Annotated in this window: 20 protein-coding genes; 5 read left to right on the forward strand and 15 right to left on the reverse strand. The window is 47.5% G+C overall.

Going from position 1 to position 24,743, the window contains the following annotated elements:
• Window positions 1-8: 8 nt before the first annotated feature.
• From Q0V21_RS06485 to Q0V21_RS06515, 7 genes are all read right to left on the reverse strand, one after another.
• Window positions 9-1,166, reverse strand: a complete 1,158-nt coding sequence (locus tag Q0V21_RS06485) for an N-acetylglucosamine-6-phosphate deacetylase (protein WP_301878438.1) — start codon at window positions 1,164-1,166, stop codon at window positions 9-11.
• Between the two features lie 2 nt (window positions 1,167-1,168).
• Complete coding sequence (locus Q0V21_RS06490; protein ID WP_079351201.1) at window positions 1,169-1,951, reverse strand: glucosamine-6-phosphate deaminase; 783 nt, start codon at window positions 1,949-1,951, stop codon at window positions 1,169-1,171.
• Window positions 1,952-1,991: 40 nt separating this feature from the next.
• The gene (locus Q0V21_RS06495) at window positions 1,992-4,268 is read right to left on the reverse strand and encodes an Ig-like domain-containing protein (protein WP_079351200.1); all 2,277 of its coding nucleotides are present in this window, start codon (window positions 4,266-4,268) and stop codon (window positions 1,992-1,994) included.
• A 59-nt stretch (window positions 4,269-4,327) separates the two neighbouring features.
• Window positions 4,328-5,887 (reverse strand): extracellular solute-binding protein, encoded by a 1,560-nt coding sequence (locus Q0V21_RS06500; RefSeq protein WP_301878097.1) that lies wholly within the window; start codon window positions 5,885-5,887, stop codon window positions 4,328-4,330.
• 55 nt (window positions 5,888-5,942) lie between these two features.
• Window positions 5,943-6,812, reverse strand: coding sequence for a carbohydrate ABC transporter permease (locus Q0V21_RS06505; protein ID WP_053781400.1), 870 nt, complete (start codon window positions 6,810-6,812; stop codon window positions 5,943-5,945).
• Between the two features lie 13 nt (window positions 6,813-6,825).
• Window positions 6,826-7,794 (reverse strand): ABC transporter permease, encoded by a 969-nt coding sequence (locus Q0V21_RS06510; RefSeq protein ID WP_301878098.1) that lies wholly within the window; start codon window positions 7,792-7,794, stop codon window positions 6,826-6,828.
• A 941-nt stretch (window positions 7,795-8,735) separates the two neighbouring features.
• On the reverse strand, window positions 8,736-9,377 hold the full coding sequence (locus Q0V21_RS06515; protein WP_301878099.1) for a hypothetical protein: 642 nt from the start codon (window positions 9,375-9,377) through the stop codon (window positions 8,736-8,738).
• 366 nt (window positions 9,378-9,743) lie between these two features.
• Between Q0V21_RS06515 and Q0V21_RS06520 the strand changes: the two genes are divergently transcribed.
• The 3 genes from Q0V21_RS06520 to Q0V21_RS06530 all read left to right on the forward strand — a co-directional run bounded on the left by Q0V21_RS06520 (window position 9,744) and on the right by Q0V21_RS06530 (window position 13,432).
• The gene (locus Q0V21_RS06520) at window positions 9,744-12,029 is read left to right on the forward strand and encodes a helix-turn-helix domain-containing protein (RefSeq protein ID WP_301878100.1); all 2,286 of its coding nucleotides are present in this window, start codon (window positions 9,744-9,746) and stop codon (window positions 12,027-12,029) included.
• A gap of 220 nt (window positions 12,030-12,249) precedes the next feature.
• Window positions 12,250-12,942 (forward strand): aminotransferase class I/II-fold pyridoxal phosphate-dependent enzyme, encoded by a 693-nt coding sequence (locus Q0V21_RS06525; RefSeq protein WP_301878101.1) that lies wholly within the window; start codon window positions 12,250-12,252, stop codon window positions 12,940-12,942.
• The gene (locus Q0V21_RS06530) at window positions 12,884-13,432 is read left to right on the forward strand and encodes a pyridoxal phosphate-dependent aminotransferase (RefSeq protein ID WP_301878102.1); all 549 of its coding nucleotides are present in this window, start codon (window positions 12,884-12,886) and stop codon (window positions 13,430-13,432) included. The genes Q0V21_RS06525 and Q0V21_RS06530 overlap by 59 nt, the downstream gene beginning before the upstream one ends.
• A 130-nt stretch (window positions 13,433-13,562) precedes the next feature.
• On the opposite strand, the gene Q0V21_RS06535 is transcribed toward Q0V21_RS06530, so the two are convergent.
• The 4 genes from Q0V21_RS06535 to Q0V21_RS06550 all read right to left on the reverse strand — a co-directional run bounded on the left by Q0V21_RS06535 (window position 13,563) and on the right by Q0V21_RS06550 (window position 17,719).
• Window positions 13,563-15,611 carry an iron ABC transporter permease gene (locus tag Q0V21_RS06535; protein ID WP_301878104.1) on the reverse strand — a complete coding sequence of 683 codons (2,049 nt, stop codon included), beginning with the start codon at window positions 15,609-15,611 and terminating at the stop codon, window positions 13,563-13,565.
• Complete coding sequence (locus Q0V21_RS06540; RefSeq protein WP_301878105.1) at window positions 15,608-16,603, reverse strand: ABC transporter substrate-binding protein; 996 nt, start codon at window positions 16,601-16,603, stop codon at window positions 15,608-15,610. The genes Q0V21_RS06535 and Q0V21_RS06540 overlap by 4 nt, the downstream gene beginning before the upstream one ends.
• A 154-nt stretch (window positions 16,604-16,757) precedes the next feature.
• Complete coding sequence (locus Q0V21_RS06545; RefSeq protein WP_443145467.1) at window positions 16,758-17,015, reverse strand: hypothetical protein; 258 nt, start codon at window positions 17,013-17,015, stop codon at window positions 16,758-16,760.
• Window positions 17,016-17,176: 161 nt separating this feature from the next.
• Window positions 17,177-17,719: a CueP family metal-binding protein gene (locus tag Q0V21_RS06550; RefSeq protein WP_301878106.1), complete on the reverse strand. Its 543-nt coding sequence runs from the start codon at window positions 17,717-17,719 to the stop codon at window positions 17,177-17,179.
• 271 nt (window positions 17,720-17,990) lie between these two features.
• On the opposite strand from Q0V21_RS06550, the gene Q0V21_RS06555 reads away from it, so the two are divergent.
• A complete protein-coding gene (locus Q0V21_RS06555) occupies window positions 17,991-18,761 on the forward strand; it encodes an undecaprenyl pyrophosphate synthase (RefSeq protein WP_301878107.1) in 771 nt (256 codons plus the stop codon).
• A gap of 33 nt (window positions 18,762-18,794) precedes the next feature.
• Here Q0V21_RS06555 and Q0V21_RS06560 read toward each other — a convergent pair whose 3' ends face one another.
• A complete protein-coding gene (locus tag Q0V21_RS06560) occupies window positions 18,795-19,682 on the reverse strand; it encodes an alpha/beta hydrolase (RefSeq protein WP_301878108.1) in 888 nt (295 codons plus the stop codon).
• Window positions 19,683-19,836: 154 nt separating this feature from the next.
• Here Q0V21_RS06560 and Q0V21_RS06565 point away from each other — a divergent pair, with 154 nt between their 5' ends.
• A complete protein-coding gene (locus Q0V21_RS06565) occupies window positions 19,837-20,550 on the forward strand; it encodes a MerR family transcriptional regulator (RefSeq protein WP_301878109.1) in 714 nt (237 codons plus the stop codon).
• A 113-nt stretch (window positions 20,551-20,663) separates the two neighbouring features.
• Here Q0V21_RS06565 and Q0V21_RS06570 read toward each other — a convergent pair whose 3' ends face one another.
• The 3 genes from Q0V21_RS06570 to Q0V21_RS06580 all read right to left on the reverse strand — a co-directional run bounded on the left by Q0V21_RS06570 (window position 20,664) and on the right by Q0V21_RS06580 (window position 24,402).
• Entirely contained in the window at window positions 20,664-21,701 is a 1,038-nt protein-coding gene (locus Q0V21_RS06570; RefSeq protein ID WP_079351191.1) for an NAD(P)/FAD-dependent oxidoreductase, read from the reverse strand.
• Window positions 21,702-22,676, reverse strand: coding sequence for an ABC transporter substrate-binding protein (locus tag Q0V21_RS06575; protein ID WP_079351190.1), 975 nt, complete (start codon window positions 22,674-22,676; stop codon window positions 21,702-21,704). It abuts the gene before it with no gap.
• Window positions 22,677-22,788: 112 nt separating this feature from the next.
• Window positions 22,789-24,402, reverse strand: coding sequence for a helix-turn-helix domain-containing protein (locus Q0V21_RS06580; protein WP_301878111.1), 1,614 nt, complete (start codon window positions 24,400-24,402; stop codon window positions 22,789-22,791).
• Window positions 24,403-24,743: the final 341 nt, after the last annotated feature.

Here is a 24,743-nt window from a genome sequence, read left to right on the forward strand (position 1 = left end):
CTCTCCCCCTATTCTTGGCTCTGTGGACTGATTCGGCCGTTCTTCCAGCACTGCAAAACACTCAACTTGCCATCGTCCATGTTGAAGCTAACGATATCCGCAGGGGCTCCGATCGCAAGTCCTGCGGCCTGTTCAAGCCCAAGCAGCCGGGCCGGATGCACCGATGCACAATCCCAGGCATCGGGAACCCCGGATAACCCCGCATCAACAAGATACCCCACCTGATCCGGCAGCATCATCGCCGAGCCAGCCAACAGCTCAGGCTGGCCAGCAAGGTGTAGCCGACCTTCCGCCGTCAATACCACATCTCCACCGATATGCAGGTGGTAGGAGCCTGGCGGCATACCGCTCAGCGAGACAGCATCGCTGACCAGAATGGCACGGTTTCGTTTCATCCGTAGAATTACGGCCAGCACGGACAGCGGAAGATGGTGACCATCCGCTATCATGCAGCCATACAGCTCATCGGCCGCCAGTTGTTCCCACAAATAGTTAGGATGACGGGGAAGCATCAGGTGCGCGCCGTTGCCAAGATGTGTAGACATCACCGCTCCTGCGGAGATCGCTTCCCTGATCTGCTCTGGCGTTGCTGCCGTATGTCCAATCGAGACAAGAATGCCGGATTCGCAGCACCGGGCAATAAATGAAGCTGAACCAGGCCACTCCGGGGAAAGGGTAATGATGCGAATCAACCCATCGGCGGCATCCTGCCAACGGCTGAGCGCCTCCCAATCAGGCGGAACAATATGCTGCCTTGGGTGGGCGCCGCGTGGGCCATCCTCCGGCGAGAGGAATGGACCTTCCAGATGAATGCCCACAATTCCCTCGGCCGCATCCCGGTTCAGACGAACGGCTTTTGCAATAGTGGAAGCCACCTCAACCAGCTGTACGGAACTGTTTGTAATCAACGTCGGGCAATAGCTTGTTACCCCTTGGCTTTGCAGCTTTCGGGTCAGCTGCAATACCGTATCTGGACACAGCGGGGCCGTGTTCAGATCCAGCCCCCATCCGCCGTTCACCTGCAAATCCACCAGTCCTGGCGCCAGCCAAGGCAAGCAGTCTACAGGAGGCGACACTTCAAGCTCAGAAACGGCCGTGATACGTCCATCTCTGACTTTCACCTCAATGGGCATCCCCGTTCTGTAATGCTTCCCGATCATTGGCATGTTCACAGGCCGTAGGCTTCCCGGTCTGTGAACATCGTGATTCCGGGATGTGTACGCAGGATGGTAGCGGGACATGCCGTGCTAATCGGATCATGTAAAGCTGCTGCAAGCGCATTCCGCTTGGAAGCCCCTGGCACAATCACAAACAGCTCCCTTCCAGCCATTAACGCCGGAACAGTCATGGTCAACGCCTCTGCAGGCACATCTTCCAGTCGAGCAAAGCACCCATCGTTCACCTGCTGACGGCGGCAGGCTTCCTCCAGCTCCACTGCTTTGACGACTCTCGGATCTTCAAAATCGGCAACTGGCGGATCATTGAAGGCGATGTGTCCATTTTCTCCAATCCCTAGGCAGACGATATCAATAGGAGCTTCACGCAACAGGTCTCCATATCTCAGACACTCCTGCTCCACATCGTGTAGCCCATCCAACAGCTCCACACGCCCAGGCTGCACCCGACTGAACAGCCGATCCGTTAAATATCGTCCGAAAAGCTGTGGAGCCGTATCCTCCAGACCCATATACTCATCCATATGAAAGGCACAGATCCGCGACCAATCGATGCCTTGCTCTCGTACCAGACCCTCATATAATTCATTTTGCGAAGGGGCTGCAGCGAAAACCATGCGAACCTGGCGCTCTGTATCCTGAAGCAGGTGTCTTAATCTTGCCCCAACCGCAGCGGCAGCCGCTGCCCCCATCTGATCCCGATCAGCATAAACCTGCACTGGCATGTGCTCAACGATATGATTCTTTAGCGGTTCCACCAATTCATCCGCATTCATGTGCTTCCTCCTCCTTCAAGACATTTCTTACCTGCTTAAATCAATTGCCAGCATTCAGCATCAGCAGCGTTGTATGCGGCGAATCATGACCCGCTGCATAATAATAGCCGTTGTAACGGATTCTGCGCGGCTCAAAACCAACCTGCCTGCCCGTTCCCACCGCTTCTGAGCCAAGCGTCACACTTCCATTCACTCCTGTTGTCCCGCTGGTGTAACGTCCCGCCGCATAAGTAAATCTCCCCTCCACTGTCGCACCCGTCAGTACCGCGCCTGTATCATAATCTCTGACCTTAAGAGTGACGGATACTCCTGATCCGCTATAAACCAGATTCATATCTGTGACAATCATAGGCTTCAATGGGGTACTACTGGTGATTGCCGACACTTCATCGGTGAGTGGCCCGATATTTCCGCTCAGATCGCGGGCCGCAATACGGTAATAATATGTCGTATCCGGTAGCAGTCCTTTGTCCTGGTAATTCAGGGCGCGGGCGAATCCGACGATATCCGCAGCAACAGGCGTGAAACCCTGCACGGTGCTTCGGTAGATCACGTATCGCTCCACTTCCATGTTATCTGAAGCCATTCCATAATTCAGATGTACAGTCTGATAATCAGTGGCCTGAATAGACGGAACCCCTGGAAGGGCTGAAGGGGCTTCCAGGTCATCCGGCGCTGTCCACACTACACCGCCTGGTCCCCAATAAGAAGGAAGTGCCCGGTAGGAGTCATAGTGATGGACAGCAATACCACCGAAGCTGCTGCTCTGCCCGTAAGCTGCATACACCTTATCCAGCTCTGCTTCCATGTGGATGCGGCCCTCCTCCCAGAAGGTAATGGTCTCCGGGTCGCCGCTATTGGCAATATCCAGCGTTTCCACACCAATGACCACGGAATGCGGCTTGCCAATCTGATCCGCATAAACCAGTTCTCCAGCAGCCCCGGCAATAATGCCAGCGGAGCCATCCGCCGTATCCCGGTAATCCATAATGGAGATATAGTCGGAGATATCCTGAACATGCTCGGAGAGCCATTTGCTGGAGCCGTTCCACATAATATTTGCCGCCTGGTCCGATGTGTCATACCACTTGGGCACCGCAGGGCCGAATGGAAGACGAATGCCTGCGGTATCCCGGCGTCCAATCATCTTTTGCAGGCCATCCAAGTATTCCTTCTGCAGGAAATGGCTCGGATCTTTAAAGTCGGGAGAGATATACGGCTCTATATCCACATTGATTCCGTCAAATTTCTCCAAATCCCCTGCTGCAAGATTGTAATTGATCACCTGCTCCATTTCCTGCACGGCATGATGGTGATATTTCTCGTAAGCGCCCATATAGGCCGGTGTAGTTCCACCTGCAATTAGCGCGTGCACCTGTAAATTTTTGCTGTGCGCCCAGCTCACAAAAGAACGCAGTTCCACTTCCTGCGCTTCTAGCGCATCGTATCCCGCATAACCACCCACTGCGAGATAGAGTGTCTGGACTGGCGTTTGACCGAATGTTTGCGTATCGGTGATGAATGACTCCAGCACCTGGCGAGATCCAGGGTTCAGCAGCAGCTTGTAACTCTCCGGTTCCCAGATCCACATGGCGCGCTCCTGTACAGGTAGGGGAACGGCTGTCTCATGCGTCCCGATTCCAACCTGGGCGTACACCGTTGGACTATAACCATAACGCTCCGGCGTACTGGCCGCTCTAGCCTCCAAGCTGACCGTTCGATCGCCAAGTCCCACCGTGTCCCAGGTATATACATACGCAGAGCCTTGCTGAACAGCCTCTTCCCATGGTCCACGGTTCACCCGAACCTCTACCAGCATGATTGGAAGTGGAGCACTGGTCTCGACAGAGATTTCAACCTGACCGCTAAGAGCCACACCCTCAGATGGTCCGGTAATGGTTACAACGGGAACAGCACCTGCCGGGTTATTAACGGTAAGAATGGCTGGCTGGCCCCACACCCCGTAACGAGTGGACGTATCCAGTCCACGGACCACCAGTTCCACCGTACCGTTATAGCCTGAGGTATCCAGCATATAAGACCAGGTACCGCTGTCATCCCCATCCGGATCATTTAATACCACTTCGAATTGGGCCGTTCCGTCCACAAACAACCGAATGTCATACAAATCCGTATAACTGCCCCCAATTTCCACCAGCCCTCCATCCGACACATATCCGCCCGCAGGCGCGTCCAGTGAAATTGAACCCGCCGCTTCTGCCTTTCCAGGAACAGCTATTCCAATCGTCACCAACCAGATCAACAGAAACAATCCCAGTCTGAATCCGGAGTACACACGCAGATGCTGCTTTTTCATAAGCGAAGCCTCCCTTTGCCATTCTGTAATGGTCTAGGATTCCTGTGCCGTACATTCGCTCATTTCGCGCTCAGCTGTACATTCTGAACACGGTCATACGCTTCCTTATAGGTGTTCAGCAGCTTATCTACGCCAAGATTGTTGATTTCCTCCACATACTTCTCCCAATCCGCCAGACTCCGGGAGCCGGTGACAAATTTGGCAAAGCTCTCGTCCCGGTGCTTCTTGATCGCCTGACCCGTAATGGATATGACTTCATTTTCTACTTCCCTAAAAGCAGGTCTTGGCTGCATGGCGGGAGGATCATATTTGACCGCTTCTTCATAAGCATGCTTCAGATCGTCCGAGAACAGCGACAAATGGGCGTTAAAATCAATCCAGGTATAGGTTCCGCTGGTCTGAAGCCCTGTCTGTTTGCGCATCTCAATGACATCGTTATACTCCGGCTTGAACTTGATCGTATCGCCTTCTTTTATAAAGGTCTCGCCCTCTACTCCCCAGCTGCTGAGCGTACGCCCTTCCTCGGAATAGAAAAAGTCCATATACTTCATCACATCATCAATGTTCTTGGAGGTGGAAGCCACCGTCAGTCCGCCTTCCATATAATGAAAATACGGATTCAGCTGTTTGCCGCCTGAAATACCTGCCGGAGGGGCCATAAACTGCATGTTGAACTCTGGATTCTCCTGCTGCATAGCATTATTGAAAAAATCAATCCGGCTGATATAATCAATGGTCACGAACGATTTGCCAGTAGAGACCATATCCTGCCACTGCTTGGTTTGCAGGGATAAGAAGTCGGGTGGGACCAACCCTTCGTCATAAAAACTTTTCCACATCCCCACCATGGCCTTGTAATTATCTTCTGTCGGTCCATAACGCCATTCCTTCTGATCAAAATCATAGTAGGCACCTTCACCGGTTCCGTAGTTCACCGTCATATTCGCATTCATCTCATCCGGGATCTGGCCGTAGCGGATGGAGAGCGGGTAACTGTCCGGGTATTTCTCCTTCAACGTCTTAAGGGCCGTATGCAACTCTTCATAGGTTGTTGGAACCTGAATGCCTTCCTTGTCAAAAACATCTTTCCGGTACATCCAGATCATACGATTCGTCTCGCCGAAGCCCTGGTTGGGGAACATATACATTTTGCCGTCAGCGGACAGGGCAGCCTTCGCCTCCTCAGGATATTCCTTCATCCATGCCTTCAGATTCGGCATATTGTCCATATGCTCCATCAAATCCACCAGTGCGCCCTGCTGACCGAACTTATTCGAATCCTTGCGATTGGGCATATACATCAGATCAGGCAGCGTTTTGGAGGCAATCGCCAGGTTCAGGCTCTCATCCAGCTTGCCGGAAGGTGTCTGTACTTCCAGCGTGACGCCAGTCTTTTCTTTTAACCAGCTCCAAACGGGCCAACTCTTGGAATAAGGGAACGTGGCATTATTGTCCAGCAGCGCCGTGAAGGTCTTTTCCGCTCCAGTGGAGTTATCGGTGATTCCGGTACTGTTCCCTTTGGTATTCGTTTGAGGGTCAGCACCATTGCCACCACTGCACCCTGCCACCATCGTTACTGCGATCAGCAGGGGAAGTATTAACGATTTCCATTTGCCCATAAGCTTCTCTCCCTTAATCTGAATTTGCGATACATTCCTTGTTCGCCTATAGACTTTAGCCTTTGACCGCACCTACCATGGCTCCCTTGACGAAATACTTCTGTACAAATGGATAAATGACCAGAATAGGCAGCGTTGAGACCATGATGGTCGCATATTTGAGGGATTCCTCCACCACCAGGTTATCTCCGCCAATGGACGTTACGTCACCTGAACTTGCACTGCCAGCCAACACCAGATTACGCAGCAGCACCTGGAGCGGAAACAGATCGGGAGACCTTAGATAGAGCAATGGAAAGATAAAGTTATTCCACATGCCCACGGCATAGAAAAGGGCAATCGTGGCAAAGGATGCCTTAGACAGCGGCACAATAATACGGATGAAGATGCCAATATCATTCAGACCGTCCATACGTCCCGATTCCTCCAGCTCTTTGGGGATGCCCGAGAAGAATGTGCGCATCAGAATCAGGTTCCAGGTGCTGACTGCCCCCGGGAGAACCATGCCCCATACGGTGTCCACCAGATTCAGGGAACGGACCACCAGGAAGGTCGGAATCATCCCGCCGCTGAAGAACATCGTAATGACAATCAGGACGGTGAAACTATTGCGTAGTGCCATGTCTTTTCTGGACAATGCGTAGGCTCCGGTCGAGGTGACCACCAGTGAGATTAGTGTACCAAGCACGGTGTAAATGATTGTATTGCGGTAAGCCGTCCAGATTTGCGGATCGCCCAGTACCAGTTTGTACATGCTCAGATTGAAGCCCTTGGGCCAGAAGGAAATATTGTTTTGGATGACATTCACATTGCTGCTGAGGGAAACCGCCAGCATATGAAGGAACGGATAGAGTGTGACCACAACAACAAATAGCAGAATCAGGGATGCCACAACGTTAAACCAGGAGAATCGCAGTGATTTCACGCCACACCTCTTTCTACCATAGACTGGTCTCACTTAATCGGCGGCTGAGCCAGTTGGCTGTATAAATGAAGATCAGACTGATGACTCCCATGAACAAATCAATGGACGCACCATAGCTGAAATTCCCCTGTACCATGCCCACCCTGTAAACATATGTGCTGATAATATCCGCCGTATCGTAGATCGCCGGATTCTGCATCAGGAAGACCTTCTCGAAGCCGATCTCGAGCACTTTGCCGATATTCAGAATCAGCGTGATGACGATGGCGGGGGATATACCGGGCAGCGTGACATGCCAGATTTTGCGTAATCGGCTTGCTCCGTCCATATCCGCGGCTTCATACAATTGCGGGTCAATCGACGTCAACGCGGCCAGATAAATGATGGTCTCCCAGCCGATGTGCTGCCAGACTTCCGACAGGACATAGATGCCCCGGAACAGCCCGGGTTCATTCATGAAATTGATCGGTCCGATGCCGATCCCTGCCAGCAAATTGTTAATCAGCCCTCCGGTTGGGGAGAGAAACATAATCACCATACTTGCTACAATCACATTCGAGATGAAATGCGGCAGATAGCTGACCGTCTGTACAAAACGTTTGAATGCCGCCCTGCGTACCTCATTGAGCAGAATGGCCAGCAGGATTGGGGCTGGAAAGCCAAACACCAGCTTATACAGTCCCAGCAGAAACGTATTCTTCATCAGCGGCCAAAAATCGGGATTCTCCAGAAACATCCGGTAATATTTGAATCCCACCCAATCGCTGGCCCATATTCCTTTAAAGAGATTGTAATCCTTGAACGTGATGACCAGACCAAACATCGGCGCATAGCGGAAGATCAAATAATACAGGAGGCATGGCAGGAAGAGCAGCCATAGCGCCTTGTTCCTGTTCCAGGTTCTGATCAAACGCGACTTCCGCCGAGGCGGCCGGTGCGCTTTCTTTTGCAGTGTACGTTGCGTTACGCCAGCATCAGCCATCGGCATGCCCCCTCTTGCTTAGATGATTGTAATCGATTTACATGTTAGATAACTTACCCTGAAATTCCGGGGTTCGTCTCCGAATTATAGCTACAATCCTTTAGAAAGCGCTATCTACATGTTATATAACTTTTCGCCTTTACACCTTTTTTCCAGATATCTGCGTATAATTCAGTAAAAGTGTATATTGTTTGTGTTAGCTTTATGCCGCTATGATAGGACTAAATCACTCGATTCGGGGCTGTACTCAAGGGGGAATGTCATAATGAATGGACTGTCCAAAACAAGATTCTGGCCCTCGCTTAATCGAATACATCAGAACCGCTAACGTTAGCTATAACAGTGAAGAGAATTACAGATATGTGGAAGAGAACAAGATCAAGGCGGGATCATACACAGTATCTACTACAACGAAAATTCAAAGAAATTGGACGAATGACATCAGTAAGAAACAACAACTAACTGGACATGCGAGGAAGGTGGCGATACGTGGCAATGCCCGGAAGGTCATGAACGTTCCGATTTGAAAGCAAACGAACCGCCGCAATCGGTCATACAATGAATCTTTGTCCTACAAGTACTCAGTCTGACGGATTGTCCACTAAAAAAACGGTGTAAATAGGCCGTACCTTTACCGGATAAAGAACCGGAGGTTGGTTTCGCACTAAAAACGGGATATGGGGCAGTGGATACCACTTCTAAAGCGAGTAATGCCCGTTGAGGTATATTAAAATATGTGCCCGTTTAAACCATTGAGTACAAGAATTCAATTGCTACAGGGGGATAGTGAAAGTGATAATGCCTTGTTGGAAGGGGTGCGAGGTTTGTTACAGCCCTCTTTTGACCTTAAATAAAACCTCAAAAGGCTCAACGTTTTTTTCTTACACAGCAAAAAAACAGAATCAAAGAAGACACAAGGGTCTCTTGTATGTAAAGTTCAATCAGTTGATTTTTCTCACCCATTCACCGTTATTCCAGATATCGGGGTTGTTAATAGCCTCATTTTCTCCCCGTACAGTGGAATCATAGCTATCCTTACTATTAGTATACCAATCAACAATAACTAACTTCCCATTCAAACTTTGCACAAGAAATTCAGTAGGTTCAGCAAAGTTACCTATATCCTTATGAACACTTGCATCTAATTTCAAATAGAAAAAACTCTTATCCCCTCCAACATAATCTACTTGTCTAGTACCAATATCAACGCTTGTCACCTGATTATAAGTGAGCTTGTTCTTAAGGAATAAATCATATTGAGATGTAACTTTTTTTTGCGTATACTGTTTAAGGTTTTCGTTAGCAATATAAGTATCCAAATCAATGTCCGAACCGTTCCAAATCGCTTTGTAATATTCAGACAGAGCTGCTGCACACATTTTATAAGCCGTTTCAAAATCCCAAGCAGATAGATCACTTTCGTTCTGAGCTGAAAATTCTGAGGATGCTTTTAATAAATCCCCTTTCATACTCGGCGAAATTTCAGTATTTTTAGCAGTGTTATCTTCGTTGGTACTCGTATTAGTCTGTTGGCATGCACTAAGGGTAAATAAAATCAATAAAAACAGGTACGCACGTTTCATTGCATTTCCTCCAGTGAAAATATTGTTCAACTCCTGTAATTAAGCAGAAGAAGTTCTTTTTGAAGCACGACACTTCAACCAAAGATTGGAGTGAGACGCATCCTCTCTTGCTTAGTAGATCGTAAGTTGACTTGAACTTGAATGTGAGGTAACTTCCCCTATAAATCCGATGTTCATCTCCACATTATACCAGTTATCATTAAGAAAGCGCTATCTACATGTTATATAACTTTTCGCCTTTACACCTTTTTTCCAGATATCTGCGTATAATTCAGTAAAAGTGTATATTGTTTGTGTCAGCTTTATGCCGCTATGATAGGATTAAATCACTCGATCCGGGGCTGTACTACAAGGGGGAATGTCATAATGAAGGGACTGCTTACAAGCAAATTTGCGCTGAATGGACTGTTTGTCAAGCTAATGCTGAGCTTCCTCAGTGTCATCCTGATTTTGGCTTCATTTAACCTGTTCTCCCATCTGTACTTAAGCAACAAAGTATATCAGGAGATGGTCAGACAAAATGAATTGGGCCTTGCTCAGACAGTTGAAGGGTATGAGAATCACTTTCGACTGACCCAAAATATGATTCTGGCCCTCACTCAATCGGATACCTGGACAGCCAACCTAGGCATTTTGAGCCACATTAAGGAAAACCGCCGTTACGATATTCCCGCTGAGGTCAAGTCGGACCTCTCCACGCTGTATGCCAATCCTTTTTTGCATATCGACAATTTCATTCTCTATTTCAAGCAAGAAGACTATGTCCTGGAAAAGGAAGGACTTAGCAGTGCCAGCGATATGTTCGGTAAATATTATTATAGTAAAGAATATCCGCCGGATTACTGGAAAACTCAAACGATGAACAACCAGTTCCTGAAAGTGATGCCTGCCGCAGCTTTTACGGAAAACACTCTTCATTCCTCCCGCTCCCTCGGTCAACTGATGCCAATCATGATGAAAGCCATTCCTTACGAGGATGTGTACGGCATTGTTATGCTGAATCCACAGCGTATGCAGGACACGTATGGCGATGCCGGCAATAATCCGTTCTACATTCTGGACAATGAGGGACGCCTGCTGTTCACTACAATGGAGGGGGAGATGCTGAATACGCAGCTACCCGCAGATGGAAGCAAACATGAACGTATCGGCGATCAGTATTACTTCTATGAAAAAGGTAAGCAAACCGGGTTTACCTATGTCCGGGTTACCCAAGCCGCAGTGATTGCCGCGGAAATGCGAGGTATGCAGCTGCTGTTGGCTGTCCTGCTCGGCGCTGCTATACTGATTAGCCTGCTTTCCTCCCTATTTTTCAGCTTACGCTTAAACCAGCCGCTCCAGCGCCTTATTGCCGCTCTGGACCGAAATTCGGACAGCGGGCCAGATAAATGGAGCAGTGTAAAAGAATTCGCCATGATCGGCGACCGTCTGAGCTCCATTCTGGAGAATAACCGTTTCATTCAAAGCGATCTTGCGCAGAAGAACTCTCTCGTACGCCAGTACGCTTATATCCATAAAGTAAAAAATATCCCGCTCAGCTCCTATCTGGCGGAGCTTGAGGATGCCCAGCAATCCGAGCAGCCCTATGTCTCCATTCTGTTCCAGGTGGGCTTCAAATCCCAGCCGGATGAATTCGGGCAGCATACCCTGTTATTGTGGAAGCTGATTCAGAGCCTCTTCACCAGCAGCAAAACCAATAGCGTTGCCATTCAGCCCGAGCAGGACCAACTGCTTCTGCTGCTGTTCGATCCTGGTCCGCAGAGCGGTATTTTGCAGGCGCTGGATACCCTGAAGGAGTTGCTGGCTGTCGAAGAAACGCTCTATCTGACGATCGCGGTAAGTCCGGTTTATTCCGGGGAGATTCCGTTTACCGATGCGTACAGCAATCTGTCCATGCTGTTGAAAGAACGAAGGCTGAACGGGGAGACACAGGTTATAGTAGAGCCACGTGCTTCTTCTTCGAATGCCTTCCATGTGAAGGTATCCTATGGGGAGGAACTGCACAACCTCTTGCAATCTGGCAATGATGAGGCCGTATTCGCTTGGCTGGATCGCCAGCTGGAACAACTGCAGCACAAGGATGCAGCCGCAGAAGACTTCCGCACCTTTGCAATCGGCGCCGTAGAACAAATTGGCAAGACGGTGATGAAGCTGAATCTAACGCACATCGAATCAGAGCTTCGCTCTTCTTCTCCGAGAGAGTTATTTGATGGTTTCCATTCCATGCAACAATATAGAGAATGGCTTCAGACTCAGGCTCAACCTGTACTGGAGGCAGTACGCAGCCAGCTGGAAACGCGTGATCCGGTTATCAGCTTTGTACTGGACTACCTGGATCATCATTATGGGGAAGATATTAATTTGAATATTGTCGCCGACAAGTTGAATTTAACATCGGGGTACCTCTCCAGTATTTTCAAGGAAAAGACGAACATCAACTTCAGCGAATATCTGAACAATCTGCGGGTTGAGCGGGCCAAGGAACTACTTGTGAATGTAGATCTGCGAATTCAGGACATTGCGACACAGGTCGGTTATCAAAATGTAAACTCGTTTATCCGCATGTTCAAGCGTCGGTACGGGCTGACCCCCGGAGAATATCGCAAGCGTCATGCGGGTGATGAGCCATTCGTCTCCTCCAGCCATGGCTAACCAGGCATGAGCGGGCAAGACCGGGGATTGTAAATACACCAACGCCCGCTCGGAAGCGGGCCTATGTGTTTTGTTTACATTAGAATTTTGGCTTAAGTACGGATAACAGATGCAAACATCTTCAAGGTGCATTTCGCGCTTACTTATCACCTGAAAACTTTGCTATAATACCTCCAAGTGTTATTCCCCAAGGGGTTATAAGGATGGAGGATAAATCATCATGAAGTTTGCTAAACGTATGGAACACTTTAGTGAAGGGATTTTCACCCGTTTGCTGGAAATCAAGCGCAAGCGGCTGGAGAACGGAGACGCGGTCATCGATCTAAGTGTTGGCACACCCAACATTCCCCCGGCCCAACATATCATGACGGCTTTGTGCGAGGCAGCAGCAGATGCTTCAAACTATACATATGCTGTAAATGATCAGAGTGAATTGCTGCAAGCGGTCAGTGAATGGTACAAGCGCCGTTACCTTGTTGAACTGAACCCGAAAACCCAAATATGCTCCTTGCTTGGATCACAGGAAGGACTTGCGCATATCTCTTTGGCCATCGTGGATGAAGGAGATCTGGTCCTGGTACCCGATCCTTGTTATCCCGTCTTTGCCGATGGACCTCTTCTCGCAGGAGCCGAGCTGTATTATATGCCCCAAAAAGAAGAACACGGATATGTCATTCAACTTCAGGACATACCGGAGCATATTGCGCGCAAAGCAAAATTCATGCTTGTATCCTATCCCAACAATCCCACGACAGCGATGGCACCCGAACAGTTTTATCTGGATCTGATTGAGTTTGCCAAGAAATATGACATTATCATTCTCCATGACAATGCATACAGCGAGCTGGTGTTCGATGAAAAAAACATGCGGAAGTTTCCTTGCTTATCCCGGCGCGATGGATGTTGGCATTGAATTCAACTCGCTATCCAAAACCTATGGATTGGCCGGGGCGCGGATCGGCTTTTGTGTAGGGAACCCGGATATCGTATCCGTGCTTAAGAAGTTGAAATCCAACATGGATTACGGCATGTTTCTGCCGATTCAGAAGGCAGCCATTGCTGCAATTACAGGGGATCAGAGCGAAATTGAGCAGGTCAGAGATACCTATGAGGAGCGTAGAGACGTTCTGTGCGATGGCTTCACCAACCTCGGTTGGCCTATCGCCAAACCCGAAGCCACCATGTTCATCTGGAGTCGGATTCCAGACCACTACGATACTTCAGAACAGTTTGCCATGGATCTGGTTACCCAAGCCGGGGTAATCGTAACGCCCGGGAGTGCTTTCGGCCCTTCGGGTGAAGGATATGTGAGACTTGCTTTGGTTCAGGATAAAGAGACATTGCAGCAAGCGATCCTATCCGTAGACAACAGTGGAATTCTAAGAAAAACAACTCATGTATAACATGAAATAAAGCTCTCATACGAAAATATCCCCTCAAGGTAATCAGTGAATAAAGAGATCATGTCTACATGAACTCAACACTGAAAACCAGAGGGGATTTTATTATTTAGGATTGTTTAGGATCGAATGTTTAAGCCGATTTGCGCCAGTTGGAGCGGTACATTAAATAGAGGAAATACGGCGTTCCAATGATCGCAATCAACAAACCGGATGGAATCTCGGTTGGTGCCATAACCGTCCTCCCAATCGTATCCGCCAGCACCAGCATTACTGCACCGACCAATGCCGACAGAAACATCGACCGTCTTAACTTGTTTCCTGTCAACAGGCGGACCATATGTGGAGCGATTAGCCCGATAAAACCAACCGTTCCCACACAGGCCACTGCACCTGCGGCGAGCAGAACACCAACTGTCATAGCCAACAGACGCGTCCGGCGAACATTCAAGCCAAGCCCTGAAGCACTATTATCGTCGAATACCAACAGTTCGAATCTTCGTGCCAGCCACCACGCAAGCGGGATCAAAATCAACAGGAACACCCCAATGATCTTCACTTGATCCCACGTGCGTGCATAGGTACTTCCTGTCAGCCAGATAAAGCCGCTACTGCCGTATACAGCGCCGCGAACGATGAGAACCTGAATGCCTGCGCCTGCAATAGCAGACATGGCAATACCCAGTAATACAACTGCAGAAGGATTCAGTCCCTTCTTCCAGGACAAGGAGAATACGATTGCTGCGGCGATCCCTGCTCCAACAATCGCTGCAATGGGTAGCAAGAACACCGGAAGACCCGGCCACAGGATAATGACCATCATCGCACCCAGTCCTGCGCCTGACGACACGCCCACGATGGACGCATCAGCCAGCGGGTTGCGAACGGCCATCTGAATAAGCACACCGCTAATCGCCAGCGCAGCACCTGCACCAGCGGCGACAAGCGTACGTGGAACGCGAAGCTGAATAATGGCAGAAAATAGCCCATCCGATTGAAACAGGCTTGGCAGAAGATCAGCCATAGGAATACGCATTCCGCCAAACATCGTACTGAGCAGAACCAATGCTAACGTTAGTACAGTAAAGATCACAGCGATGGGGCCGAATGCCCAGCGACGTGAACGTGCTCCTGTGCTCATTGAGGTAGACATGCCTGATCCATTCGCTGCTTTCATGCGTGTAAGTACAAGCCAGATCAGCCATGGTGCACCAATGATCGCCATCACGGCTCCTGTCGGCAACTCCATACTGGAGTTATGAACCATCTTGGCAAGTACATCTGCACCAACCAGCAGTGCTGCACCCCATAAAAAAACACCAGGCAGCAGTAATCGGTTGGAACGGATTCCACTCAATCGAACCAGATGAGGTGCCACCAGTCCCACGAAGCCAATCGGTCCAATTACACTGACAATCACCGCAGCCAGTAACACAGCAATAATTAATCCAGTGGCACGCGCCATGCCTACTTTTTGTCCTAATGAGGAAGCAGTTGATTCATCCAGTTCCAGCATATCCCACTGACGGGATAACACCAGGGCAACGATCGTAATTCCAACAACCCAAGGCCATGCGTACACCACACCGCTCCAGTCATTTTGAACGAGCGTTCCGGAGCCCCACAGAAATAATGCCTGAGTCTCCTGAGAGAAGAAAATATGCAGCGCGCTTGTAAAAGAACCAAGCACCATCGAAACAATCATGCCTGACAACGCAAGTCGTACCGGGCTAGACGTTCTTCCCCCGCCCATGAAGAACGCTGCGGCAGCTGCCAGTAATCCACCGAGTACGGCGAAAAGGAATGGCGATTGGTGCATCAAGCCTGGGAAAAAAATCGTTCCCAACACCACGACAAAATAGGCCCCAGCATTAATGCCGAGTGTGTCGGACGCCGCAAGCGGATTGCGTGTAATGGTCTGTAACAACGAACCGGCAACAGCAAGCGCCCCTCCAGCGAGTATACCGATTACCGTACGCGGCATGCGCAGATCCCAGATCATATTATGTTCCAGTGTATCCTGCCTGCCCATAAGTGAGTCCACAACCGTATGGAGTGGAATTGAAGCTTCACCATAACACAGACTTACAAAAAAAAGCACGATGAGAGCGGTTAGACCGCCCCCATAAATGCTTATTGTGCGCCAGTTAAACACTGGTCGGGAATGTTGGACCGAACTCATTGGGTAATCGCCCCGACAACCCCGTCAACCAGAGCTTTGGACGAGATAGGTCCACCGAACGTCCATGTTGTACTATCCAGTTGATAGGTGCGTTTATCTTTGACAAAATTCAGTCCTTTCCATACCGAATTGTCTTTCATCGCTGTGCCAAAAACGTCATCGTCCGGCTGTGTGATGTAGATAAAGTTACTGTCTTGAACAGCAGGCAGGGATTCAATACCTACTGTTGAAAAACCATACCCCTCGATCTTGTCCGGCTGCCAATCGTTAATCAATCCAACCTTCGCCAATGTGCCAATAACGACAGCGTTATCGGTAAACATACGAAGACTCGCTGCATTTTGATACGTAAATGCTTGTGTCAGTACATAATGGAACTCCGATTTATCCGCAGCAGCAAGTTTATCTTTGGCTTCTGCATAATGCTGATCGAGTTCATCGAGTACCTTCTTCGCTTGGTCTTCTTTGCCAAGAGCAACCGCGATATTATTAAACGTTTCCGTCATTTTGTCATAAGTATAGCCATCACCCGTATACAGGTCATATTCAAGCGTTGGTGCAATGGCATTGAGCTGATCATAGATATTCGAATTGGAATTGGCGATAATCAGATCTGGCTTCAAAGCTGCAATCGCCTCCAAATTTGGCTCGTCACGTGTTCCAACATCCGTCACCGTATCATCCAGAGCTGCTTCAGGCGTCACATAGACTTTATAGTTGGCGTTGTCCGCACTACCTACTGGCTGAACACCCAGTGCAACTACATCTTCCGTATATGTCCATTCCAGCGTAACAACTCTCTTAGCTGGTTTGTCCAGCTTGAGCTCACCACCACTATGCTTAACTGTAACTGGACCTGCGGTCTCTTCAGTCGGTGTGCTGCCGGAAGAAGCATTTTCATTTGTATCTGTTGTGCTGTTGGCCTTACCGCAACCTGTTAGAGCAAGTGCCAGAACCGTCAGCAATAAAAATCCGTTTAATCTTTTTTTCATATCCTAATTCTCCCCTATTTATATGTATTTATATGATAACAATTATCATTATCACTAATGGATTATCCCGTAGGAATGCCATTTTGTCAATTCAAAATTAAAAGAACCCGCATTCAAGGCGGGCTCTCTTAACACTTATTAATCTAATACTTGATCAAGTTAATTTCAGGATGCGCAGTCCGAATGTCATCCAGGGTATGCCGGTTATTTCTTTGAGATGCTGGTCAAAGAAGCTCAGCGACAGTTCATTAATAAGCTGGAAATTGGCTGCTACATCGGCGCCTGCTTCATTAATGATTGGAGATACGCCAGCCAGATCGGTATAGCCCCCGTGATTGGTTTTGGGAATAGTGGCCGTATATGCACCCGGTTTCTGAATGGTTTGATTACGATGATAAGCCTCGGCATTCAAGAGTAGAAACCAATTGGCTTGAAAGCTTCATCAAAATCGCCGCGGATCACTTCATCCAGAACAAAGGAGACATCCTGTTCCCAAATACGGCTACGTTCGCTACTACACGTAGCCTATTTTTCCACTGCATCAAACAACTGCATAAATACACCTTTCATATTTTAACTCAACTGCATCGTTGTGATGCACGTATTATCTTCTTCATATGTAGACAGCTGGGTCTCTGCCACCTTTCCATCATGCACCATACGAATAAGATATGACCTATCCCTGGGTAACCAGAAATCCATAAAACCGTTGGAGCCGGACTTTATCTCAGCATCCTTCATGAGCGTATTCCCTTCGGAGTCATGGATCGTCACCATGAACTTCTTATTTTCCATTTCGCCCTGACAACCGGTCAGACTATGAATTGCGCATGGATGGGTCTGCTCTACGTAGGGCGCAATGGAAAGGAAAAATTCATTTTCAGGCAAGTCGTAGGTTGTCGTTTGGTTGCCTTTATCCGTGACAATTAACTGGGTGGCATTAATGGAGGCTGATTCCGGTGTCACCTTGCGTGTACTGATATCTTCAACCATTTTTTTGACATTGGGTGCTTCGGCGTTACCTGCTTCTTCCTTCCCTGCATTGCTTGCAATCAGATAAGCTCCCAACACAATTACAATCACTAAGCCGCCAATGATCCACATTTGTTTTTTCATCTGGAGTTCATCTCCTCGTCCGTTTTGATTTATTATAATGGAGAACGAACCATCATGGACTGAAAGCGCATCGAATTCACCATAAATTCACATATTTGTATGATTCCTTCGCAGCATGTTTCTTTATAAACATTGAAGGGTTATAAGCGAGTCATGACTGTTCCTATACAATCCTATATAATATATATAAATTCTGGAAATCAACTCGAACAAATTAAATTCATTATACATGTCTTACCCATTTTAGCTTGAGGAGCGGGAGGAACATTCATTGAAGTGGCACCGAGTAGTTAAAGAAAAACCAAATGTTAAAGATTGCATCGACTGGAACGGGTTTGTACCTAAACATATCGCAATTATGATGGATGGTAATGGCCGGTGGGCGACAAGAAGGGGATTACCTCGAAGTGCCGGACACTATGCAGGAATGCAGACGATGCGGGAAACGATAAGCATGTGCCACAAAAACGGAATCGCCTCTCTCACGCTGTACGCCTTCTCTACGGAAAACTGGAAAAGGCCCAAGGAAGAGGTCGATTACATCATTAGTCTGGTGGTCGAATTTGTACAGGATACAACGGTCCAGGAGCTGAATCAGAATAATATCAAAGTTAATTTTATTGGTGATATCTCCAAATTCCCAGAAGAAACCCAGGAAGCGATGCGCAAAGTGGTAGAACTAACTCAAACCAACAGCGGGATGGCTGTTTATTTTTCGATGAATTATGGAGGAAAGAACGATATTGTACAAGCCATCAAAACGTACATTGAGGAAAACAAAGAAGAAAACAACGAAACCTCGGAAATCTCCGAGGCGGAATTCGAAAAGTTTCTGTATACCGGACTAAATCCTGCCCCCGATCTGCTGATCCGAACAAGTGGGGAGAAACGGTTAAGCAATTTTCTATTATGGCAAGCGGCGTATTCCGAGCTCTGGTTTACGGATGTGATGTGGCCTGATTTCAACGAACAGTTGTTATATGAATCCATTCTGGATTATCAGCAGCGCAAACTAAGAGCTTTGGACGATGTCATACAGTAATACCAACTTTACCAACTTTGTTCCTGCCGATCCTCAGCTTAAATGAGCTTTTAACCAGGGATGAATAACAGGGAGAACGGTACTGGGCTGCATCGCTTTGGTGTGATCCATATCCTCTCCCTTAATGATTTCGACGGTCCAACCGAAGTTTTCAAGAATGGATTTATTCTTTTGCAGCCGTCCAGCGATATCCACCGTCACACTGCCGAATTTCTCACCGTATACAATCGTATCCCTCTCCCCTGCAAAAGCCAATCTGGGAATCTTCAACTGAGTTTGAATATGTTGGTCATCAAAATCAATTAAATCTTGATACAAGGTCGCAAATTGCTTTGTTTGAGCCGGATCAATTTTCAACTCCATGTTGTCCCAATCGACCTCATCCGGGCTAAACTGTTCATTTATAAAGGCTTCTGCTCCGTTATTCTCCTTCGTTGACTTATGCTGATCCATTGCTCCCTCATATGTCTTTGTGATAACTACTCGCATTTCCTCATACGGCCCCTCGTAAGGCGGGAACCCTCCCATAATGAGACTTTCCATCCGCTCGGTCCGAAGGGCGAGCTGCAACCCGACGAGAGCCAGCCAGGAGTATCCATAATAACTAAATCGATTCACATTCATCTGATCTGCAATTCGTAACAAATCCTGAGCTATATATTCGGGCGTAAAATGTTCCGGATGGGGATGTGCCATGTAGTGGCCTTCATAATCAAAATGCAGAATCTGAAATTCATCCGAAAGTCCAGCGATAAACTTTGCACCCAATTCAGGATCAACACCCCACAACCTCAGGGTTTCCGCTTCTTGTCCGGTCACGGACTTTTTGGCTATGGGCAGCATAATGACGCGACGATTTTGCGCTCCCGTCAGACCCGCTTCAAGTTGCGAGCCATTTAACAATGTAATTATTTTCTTCAATTGAACCAGTCCTTTACAGTTGATATCCTCAGTGTATAACATTGATGCAATCTTTCGGTTTTCATTATAAAATGTGGATAAAATATAGACTTGGCTCGTTGTATGTTAGTGTAGCACTTGAAGGTTTTACTTGAAGTATGAGGAGCAGAAGCAGATGAACCCTACGTATACACCTGGGCAAATTGCCACTAGGCTGGAGGTCAGTACGACAACACTTCGACGCTATGAAAAGGAAAACCTGATTCCCGACGTCCCACGAACCCTAAGCAATCACAGGTACTACACCCCTGTTCATCTTCAGGCGTTTGTTGCCATTCGTTCATTATTGAAAGGATACGAGATTCCTGTTGTATATGAGGTCATGAGACAAGTAAAACAGAGCGATACAATTGATGCTCTCTGGCTGATGAACCACCAGCTGTACAACAGCCAACTGGAGAAGCAACGAATGGAAGACATTTGGAATATGGTACAACAAGTGGATTTTGCTAACGATCGAAAGGTTGGAACGACGGAGTCGATTACCATTGGTAAAGCGGCTGATATTGCCGGGGTCAACACTTCTGCGATCAGACATTGGGAAAAAGAGGGCTTAATTCGCTCGGAAAGAGCCCCTCTGAATGGGTACCGAATGTATACCCGAGTTGAATTAAGAAAGATATTAGTCATTAGCAGCTTAAGAAAATCAGTCTACTACATTGAGCATATGAAAGAACTATTAAATACCGTCGGCACGCAGGATTACTCACAGATTAATAAAGCCTTCCAGATTGCACTGCAAAAGCTGAACACCCAACTAGCCCTGCAATTTGCAGGAGTGAAGGAACTTATGGCATATATTGATTTGTATCAAGAACCACAGGGTTAACTTATGGTTAGTTGAGCATGGAAGTTTTATTAAAAAAAGCCCGACTCATATTCGAGAAATTCTCAACACGGGTCGGGCTCCTTATTTTATTTTCCCGTTCTACTCATGGTAATTTACAGGGTAGAAATGGCTTTATTTTTCTCAAAGAACCTTGCATTATGGGACGATACCCCTGCCATATCGGAAGCGCTAGGTTCCATATACAATTTCGCACTGTTTACCGCCAGTACGGCATCGTTGAAGGCACCAGCGATCAGCCGAACCTTACTGCCATAGGTGATGAAATCACCGGCTCCGAATATACCTGGCTGACTCGTGCACATTCGCGGATCAACCGAGATACCGTAATCTTCACGTTCGAGTCCCCAGTGGACCAGGTTACCGAAATCACGATCGTATCCATGACTGACTACCACTTCATCCACTTCAATTGGCATGATTTCCCCGTTGTCTACATGCACGAGGTCAACACGGCCTATTTTATCTCCTGAACCATATAAGCGAGAGATGCTGTAAGGGGTCAAGACTTGGGCAAAAGCTTTCATCTGGGCAACCGGCAGCTCATGTGCCGTAAATTCATGTCGTCTGTGAACCACAATGACTTCCTGCGCCAATCCCTCCATTTCATTCGCCCAATCTATCGCAGAATCCCCTCCTCCGGAGATCAGCACACGCTTATCCTTGAATCTCGACAGATCGGTAATGGTATAGTGAAGATTCGTCAGCTCATACCGATTGGAACCCTCGATATCCAGCTTCTGAACCTGCGTCATACCTCTACCTGCACATAATAAGATAGTCCGTGTATAATGACGCTCACCCGTCTTCGAAGTAAGCACGAATATATCGTCCTCACCTCGTTCCATCTGCGCAATTTCCTGGCCGAACACAATTGTGGGGTCAAAGGTTCTTGCCTGTCTTTCCAGAGAATCAATCAGTTTCTCACAACGAACCGGATCAACCCCGCCCACATCCCAGACCAGCTTCTCCGGGTACGTACGCATAAATCCACCCAATTCCTCTTTGGCTTCAATAATTTTGGTGCGCATTGCTCTCATCCCGCTGTAAAATGCAGCATACATTCCCGCAGGTCCACCACCAACGATCGTTATATCGTAAATATCCAATGGCTGCTTCGCTCCAGTATTCATCTAGGGCACCAACTTTCCAACGACATAATCCAATAACTTGGCCGATCCGATAGGGCCTACACCTGTTACAAAATCACTCGTTTTCAGCGGAAAGACATGATTGTCTTTGACCGCATTCAGACTTGCCCATACTTTGCTTTCTTTCAGATTATCCATAGATTCTTTCGTATCATAGCCTTTCAGTGTTCTGTCTTCTAGAAAAATATAATCCGGATTCATTTCAGGCAAAAATTCCAGGGAAAACTGGCTAAACCAGTCTGTAGAGTCTTTGATGACTTCTGGACTGTTTAGACCCAAAATATCATAGAAAAAGACACTGCTGCTTCCTCCTTTGGGGCCCATGAAACGATATCGATTGTGCTCCACTCGAAGGACCAGCACAGTTTTGTCGCCGATGGCCTGAGCAATTTTCTGCTGTGCCTGCTTCGCCTTCTCATCAAACTCTGCCAGCACTTTGACAGATTCCTCTGTTTTGTCAAATAGGGTAGCCAGCTTCGGCATCGCTTGCTTCATTTCACTGTTGGATTCCAGAGCCACCGTTGGAGCAATTTTGGTCAATTCGTCATATGCTCCCTTATCCATACCTTCGCCTACGGTAATAATCATATCTGGTGACAACGCAAGCAATTGTTCATAATTATATTGATATTGTTCTGCTTCTATCATTTGCACGCCGTGTTCTTCAAAATAAGAAGAACGATATTCCGGTTCAACCTCCGGAACGAATATAACCATTTGCGGTATCACACCCATCTCAATGAGATACTCGGCATAGATCGAATCGAAGACTAGCATATTCTGGGGATGTGCAGGAATCGTCACTTCACCGAACTGATCCCGAACAACCTTCGTTTCATTATTCCCTCTATCTTCAGTTGAAGCTCCTGCTTCCTTATTGGAAGTACCGGAACAGGCTGAAAGTACCAAACTTAACACCAACAGCACCATTCCAAAACTCTTAAACCTTCGTGACATGATCTACTCGCCCCTTATATAATATTGATAATGATTATTATTATCAAATACTAGCAAATAGGAAGAGATCCTTCCATAGGAGATGGTGCGTATTCAGTTGGATTATTGTGCTCTACAATACATTGGTGACCAGACTATTCACAATTTCATTCAAAATCATTTTGTGTCCGATAATTCCGCGACCATCCACCCACAGGCGAGTATCCACGAGAAATACCCTGTTGTTTTTTACAGCCTCCAAGTCATTCCATTGGGAGCTCTCCACTAACTTCTTCATATTATCTTCAGCACTAAAGTGCTGCATGACCCGTTTCTCAACAAACAGGTAATCTGGATTAGCTTTGGCCAATAAGTCGAGTGAGCAAGGATTAAACCACGCCTCCCCTGCTTGCAGCGGCTGTGGCAGAGTTAATGGGAGCTGTTCATACAGCACATGGGATACCCCATTAGAATGACCACCCATGTATCGATAACCAAACGTTTCTACCCTCAGTACCATCACAGTGGAGGAAGATTGGACTAGATGTTCCAGTTGTCGCTGTGCTGCGTTCACTTCCAATTGCAGCTGCAAATGAAGTTCATAGGCTGTATCTTCACGGTGAAACAAACCGGCTAGTTGATGGAGCAGGGTCTCCACATCGTTATTCAGACCCGTTAAGATGGGTGCAATGGTGCGCAGTCTTTGCTTGATCTCTTCTGTCCATACGTTTCCTATAATCCATTCAGGCTGAACTTGCCGAATCCGTTCCACATCCAGCTCATATTGCGGGACTTCCAGCATCTTCACCTGATGCAATTCAAATAGTTCATGCTGATGTTCAGGCAAAAGCAAGGGTGTCACCATAACGGCATGTGGAATAACCCCCAAGTGAATCAACACTTCCGCACAAAGCGGGGAAAGACATACGATATTACGCAGGGGCAACGTTTGTCTATAATTTCTCGGGGAAACGCCTGTTAGCTGTTTGAAACGACGACTGAAATAATGAGCATCCTCGAATCCGGTCTTCTTGGCAATGTCCTGAGAGGTCGCCGTTGTTAACAACAGCTCCTCTTGAGCACGATAGATTCGGTAATGAGCCAGGTAATCCAGAGGTGGCTTTCCATATCGCTCACTGAATTTGCGGGAATAATGCCAGGGAGTGATACCAGCGATCTCAGCCAATTGCTTTCGTGTGATGACCTGGTCATAATGCTGCTGCATGTAATCCACAGAGCGGAGAATACCTTGCTCAATATTCGACTGCTCTTCCGGCTGCTCACGATATACATGTTGCAGCAATTCATATATCAGATACTGATTTCTAACCCGGGTTGCATTCCAATCAGGAGAACCGTGTTCACTCCATTGCTGACTGAGAATCGCCAGCGTGCCAGCGGTTAATTGTACTTTTTGATACGTATCTCCTGACGGTACATGCCATTCATATTTCTCCATTTCACCTCGGTCAGGAAACATCGCATATGTATCAAACTGAATATGCCATCCGGCCAGATCCAGATTGCCACCCTCAATCACTTCAATTACAGAGTTTTCTTCCACAGCAATTAACTCTCCATAAGATACCTGAACCCTGTGACTATTGATGTTCCAGATGGCTTTCCCGTCAAGGATGAGCAGCAAGGCATGACTTGAAAAGTGATGCAGCTTGCCCGCAGTCATCCATTGGTCTGTCAGTGGCTTGGTTAACTTCCATTGTGCCACCCAATCTATGTTGTTGGACATATTGTAATCCTTTCTGTGGCTGAAGACTCCATAGTTTTAAGTGTTACTACATCAAAAATATATTTAAATGAAGTCGTGTTATTAACTCTACAATACACGAAAACCCGCACCATCAGGTACGGGCTTTTCTTAATTTATACGTGTTTCCGTTCTTTTCCTAACATCCAGTAGGTGAACACACCGTATCCCCACTATAGTTTAAACCCCATCTATAAAACGAAATTTGTCCCACAACGTAATCATTATAACCGTGTCATTCGGCAACGAAGTAGCTGTAATATACAATGCGCAATCATAGCAAACGAATGAGATTCACCAGACGCGGAGATTCTACCTATGGA

The sequence above is a fragment of the Paenibacillus sp. 11B genome (assembly GCF_030487755.1).
Lineage (GTDB): Bacteria > Bacillota > Bacilli > Paenibacillales > Paenibacillaceae > Paenibacillus > Paenibacillus vandeheii.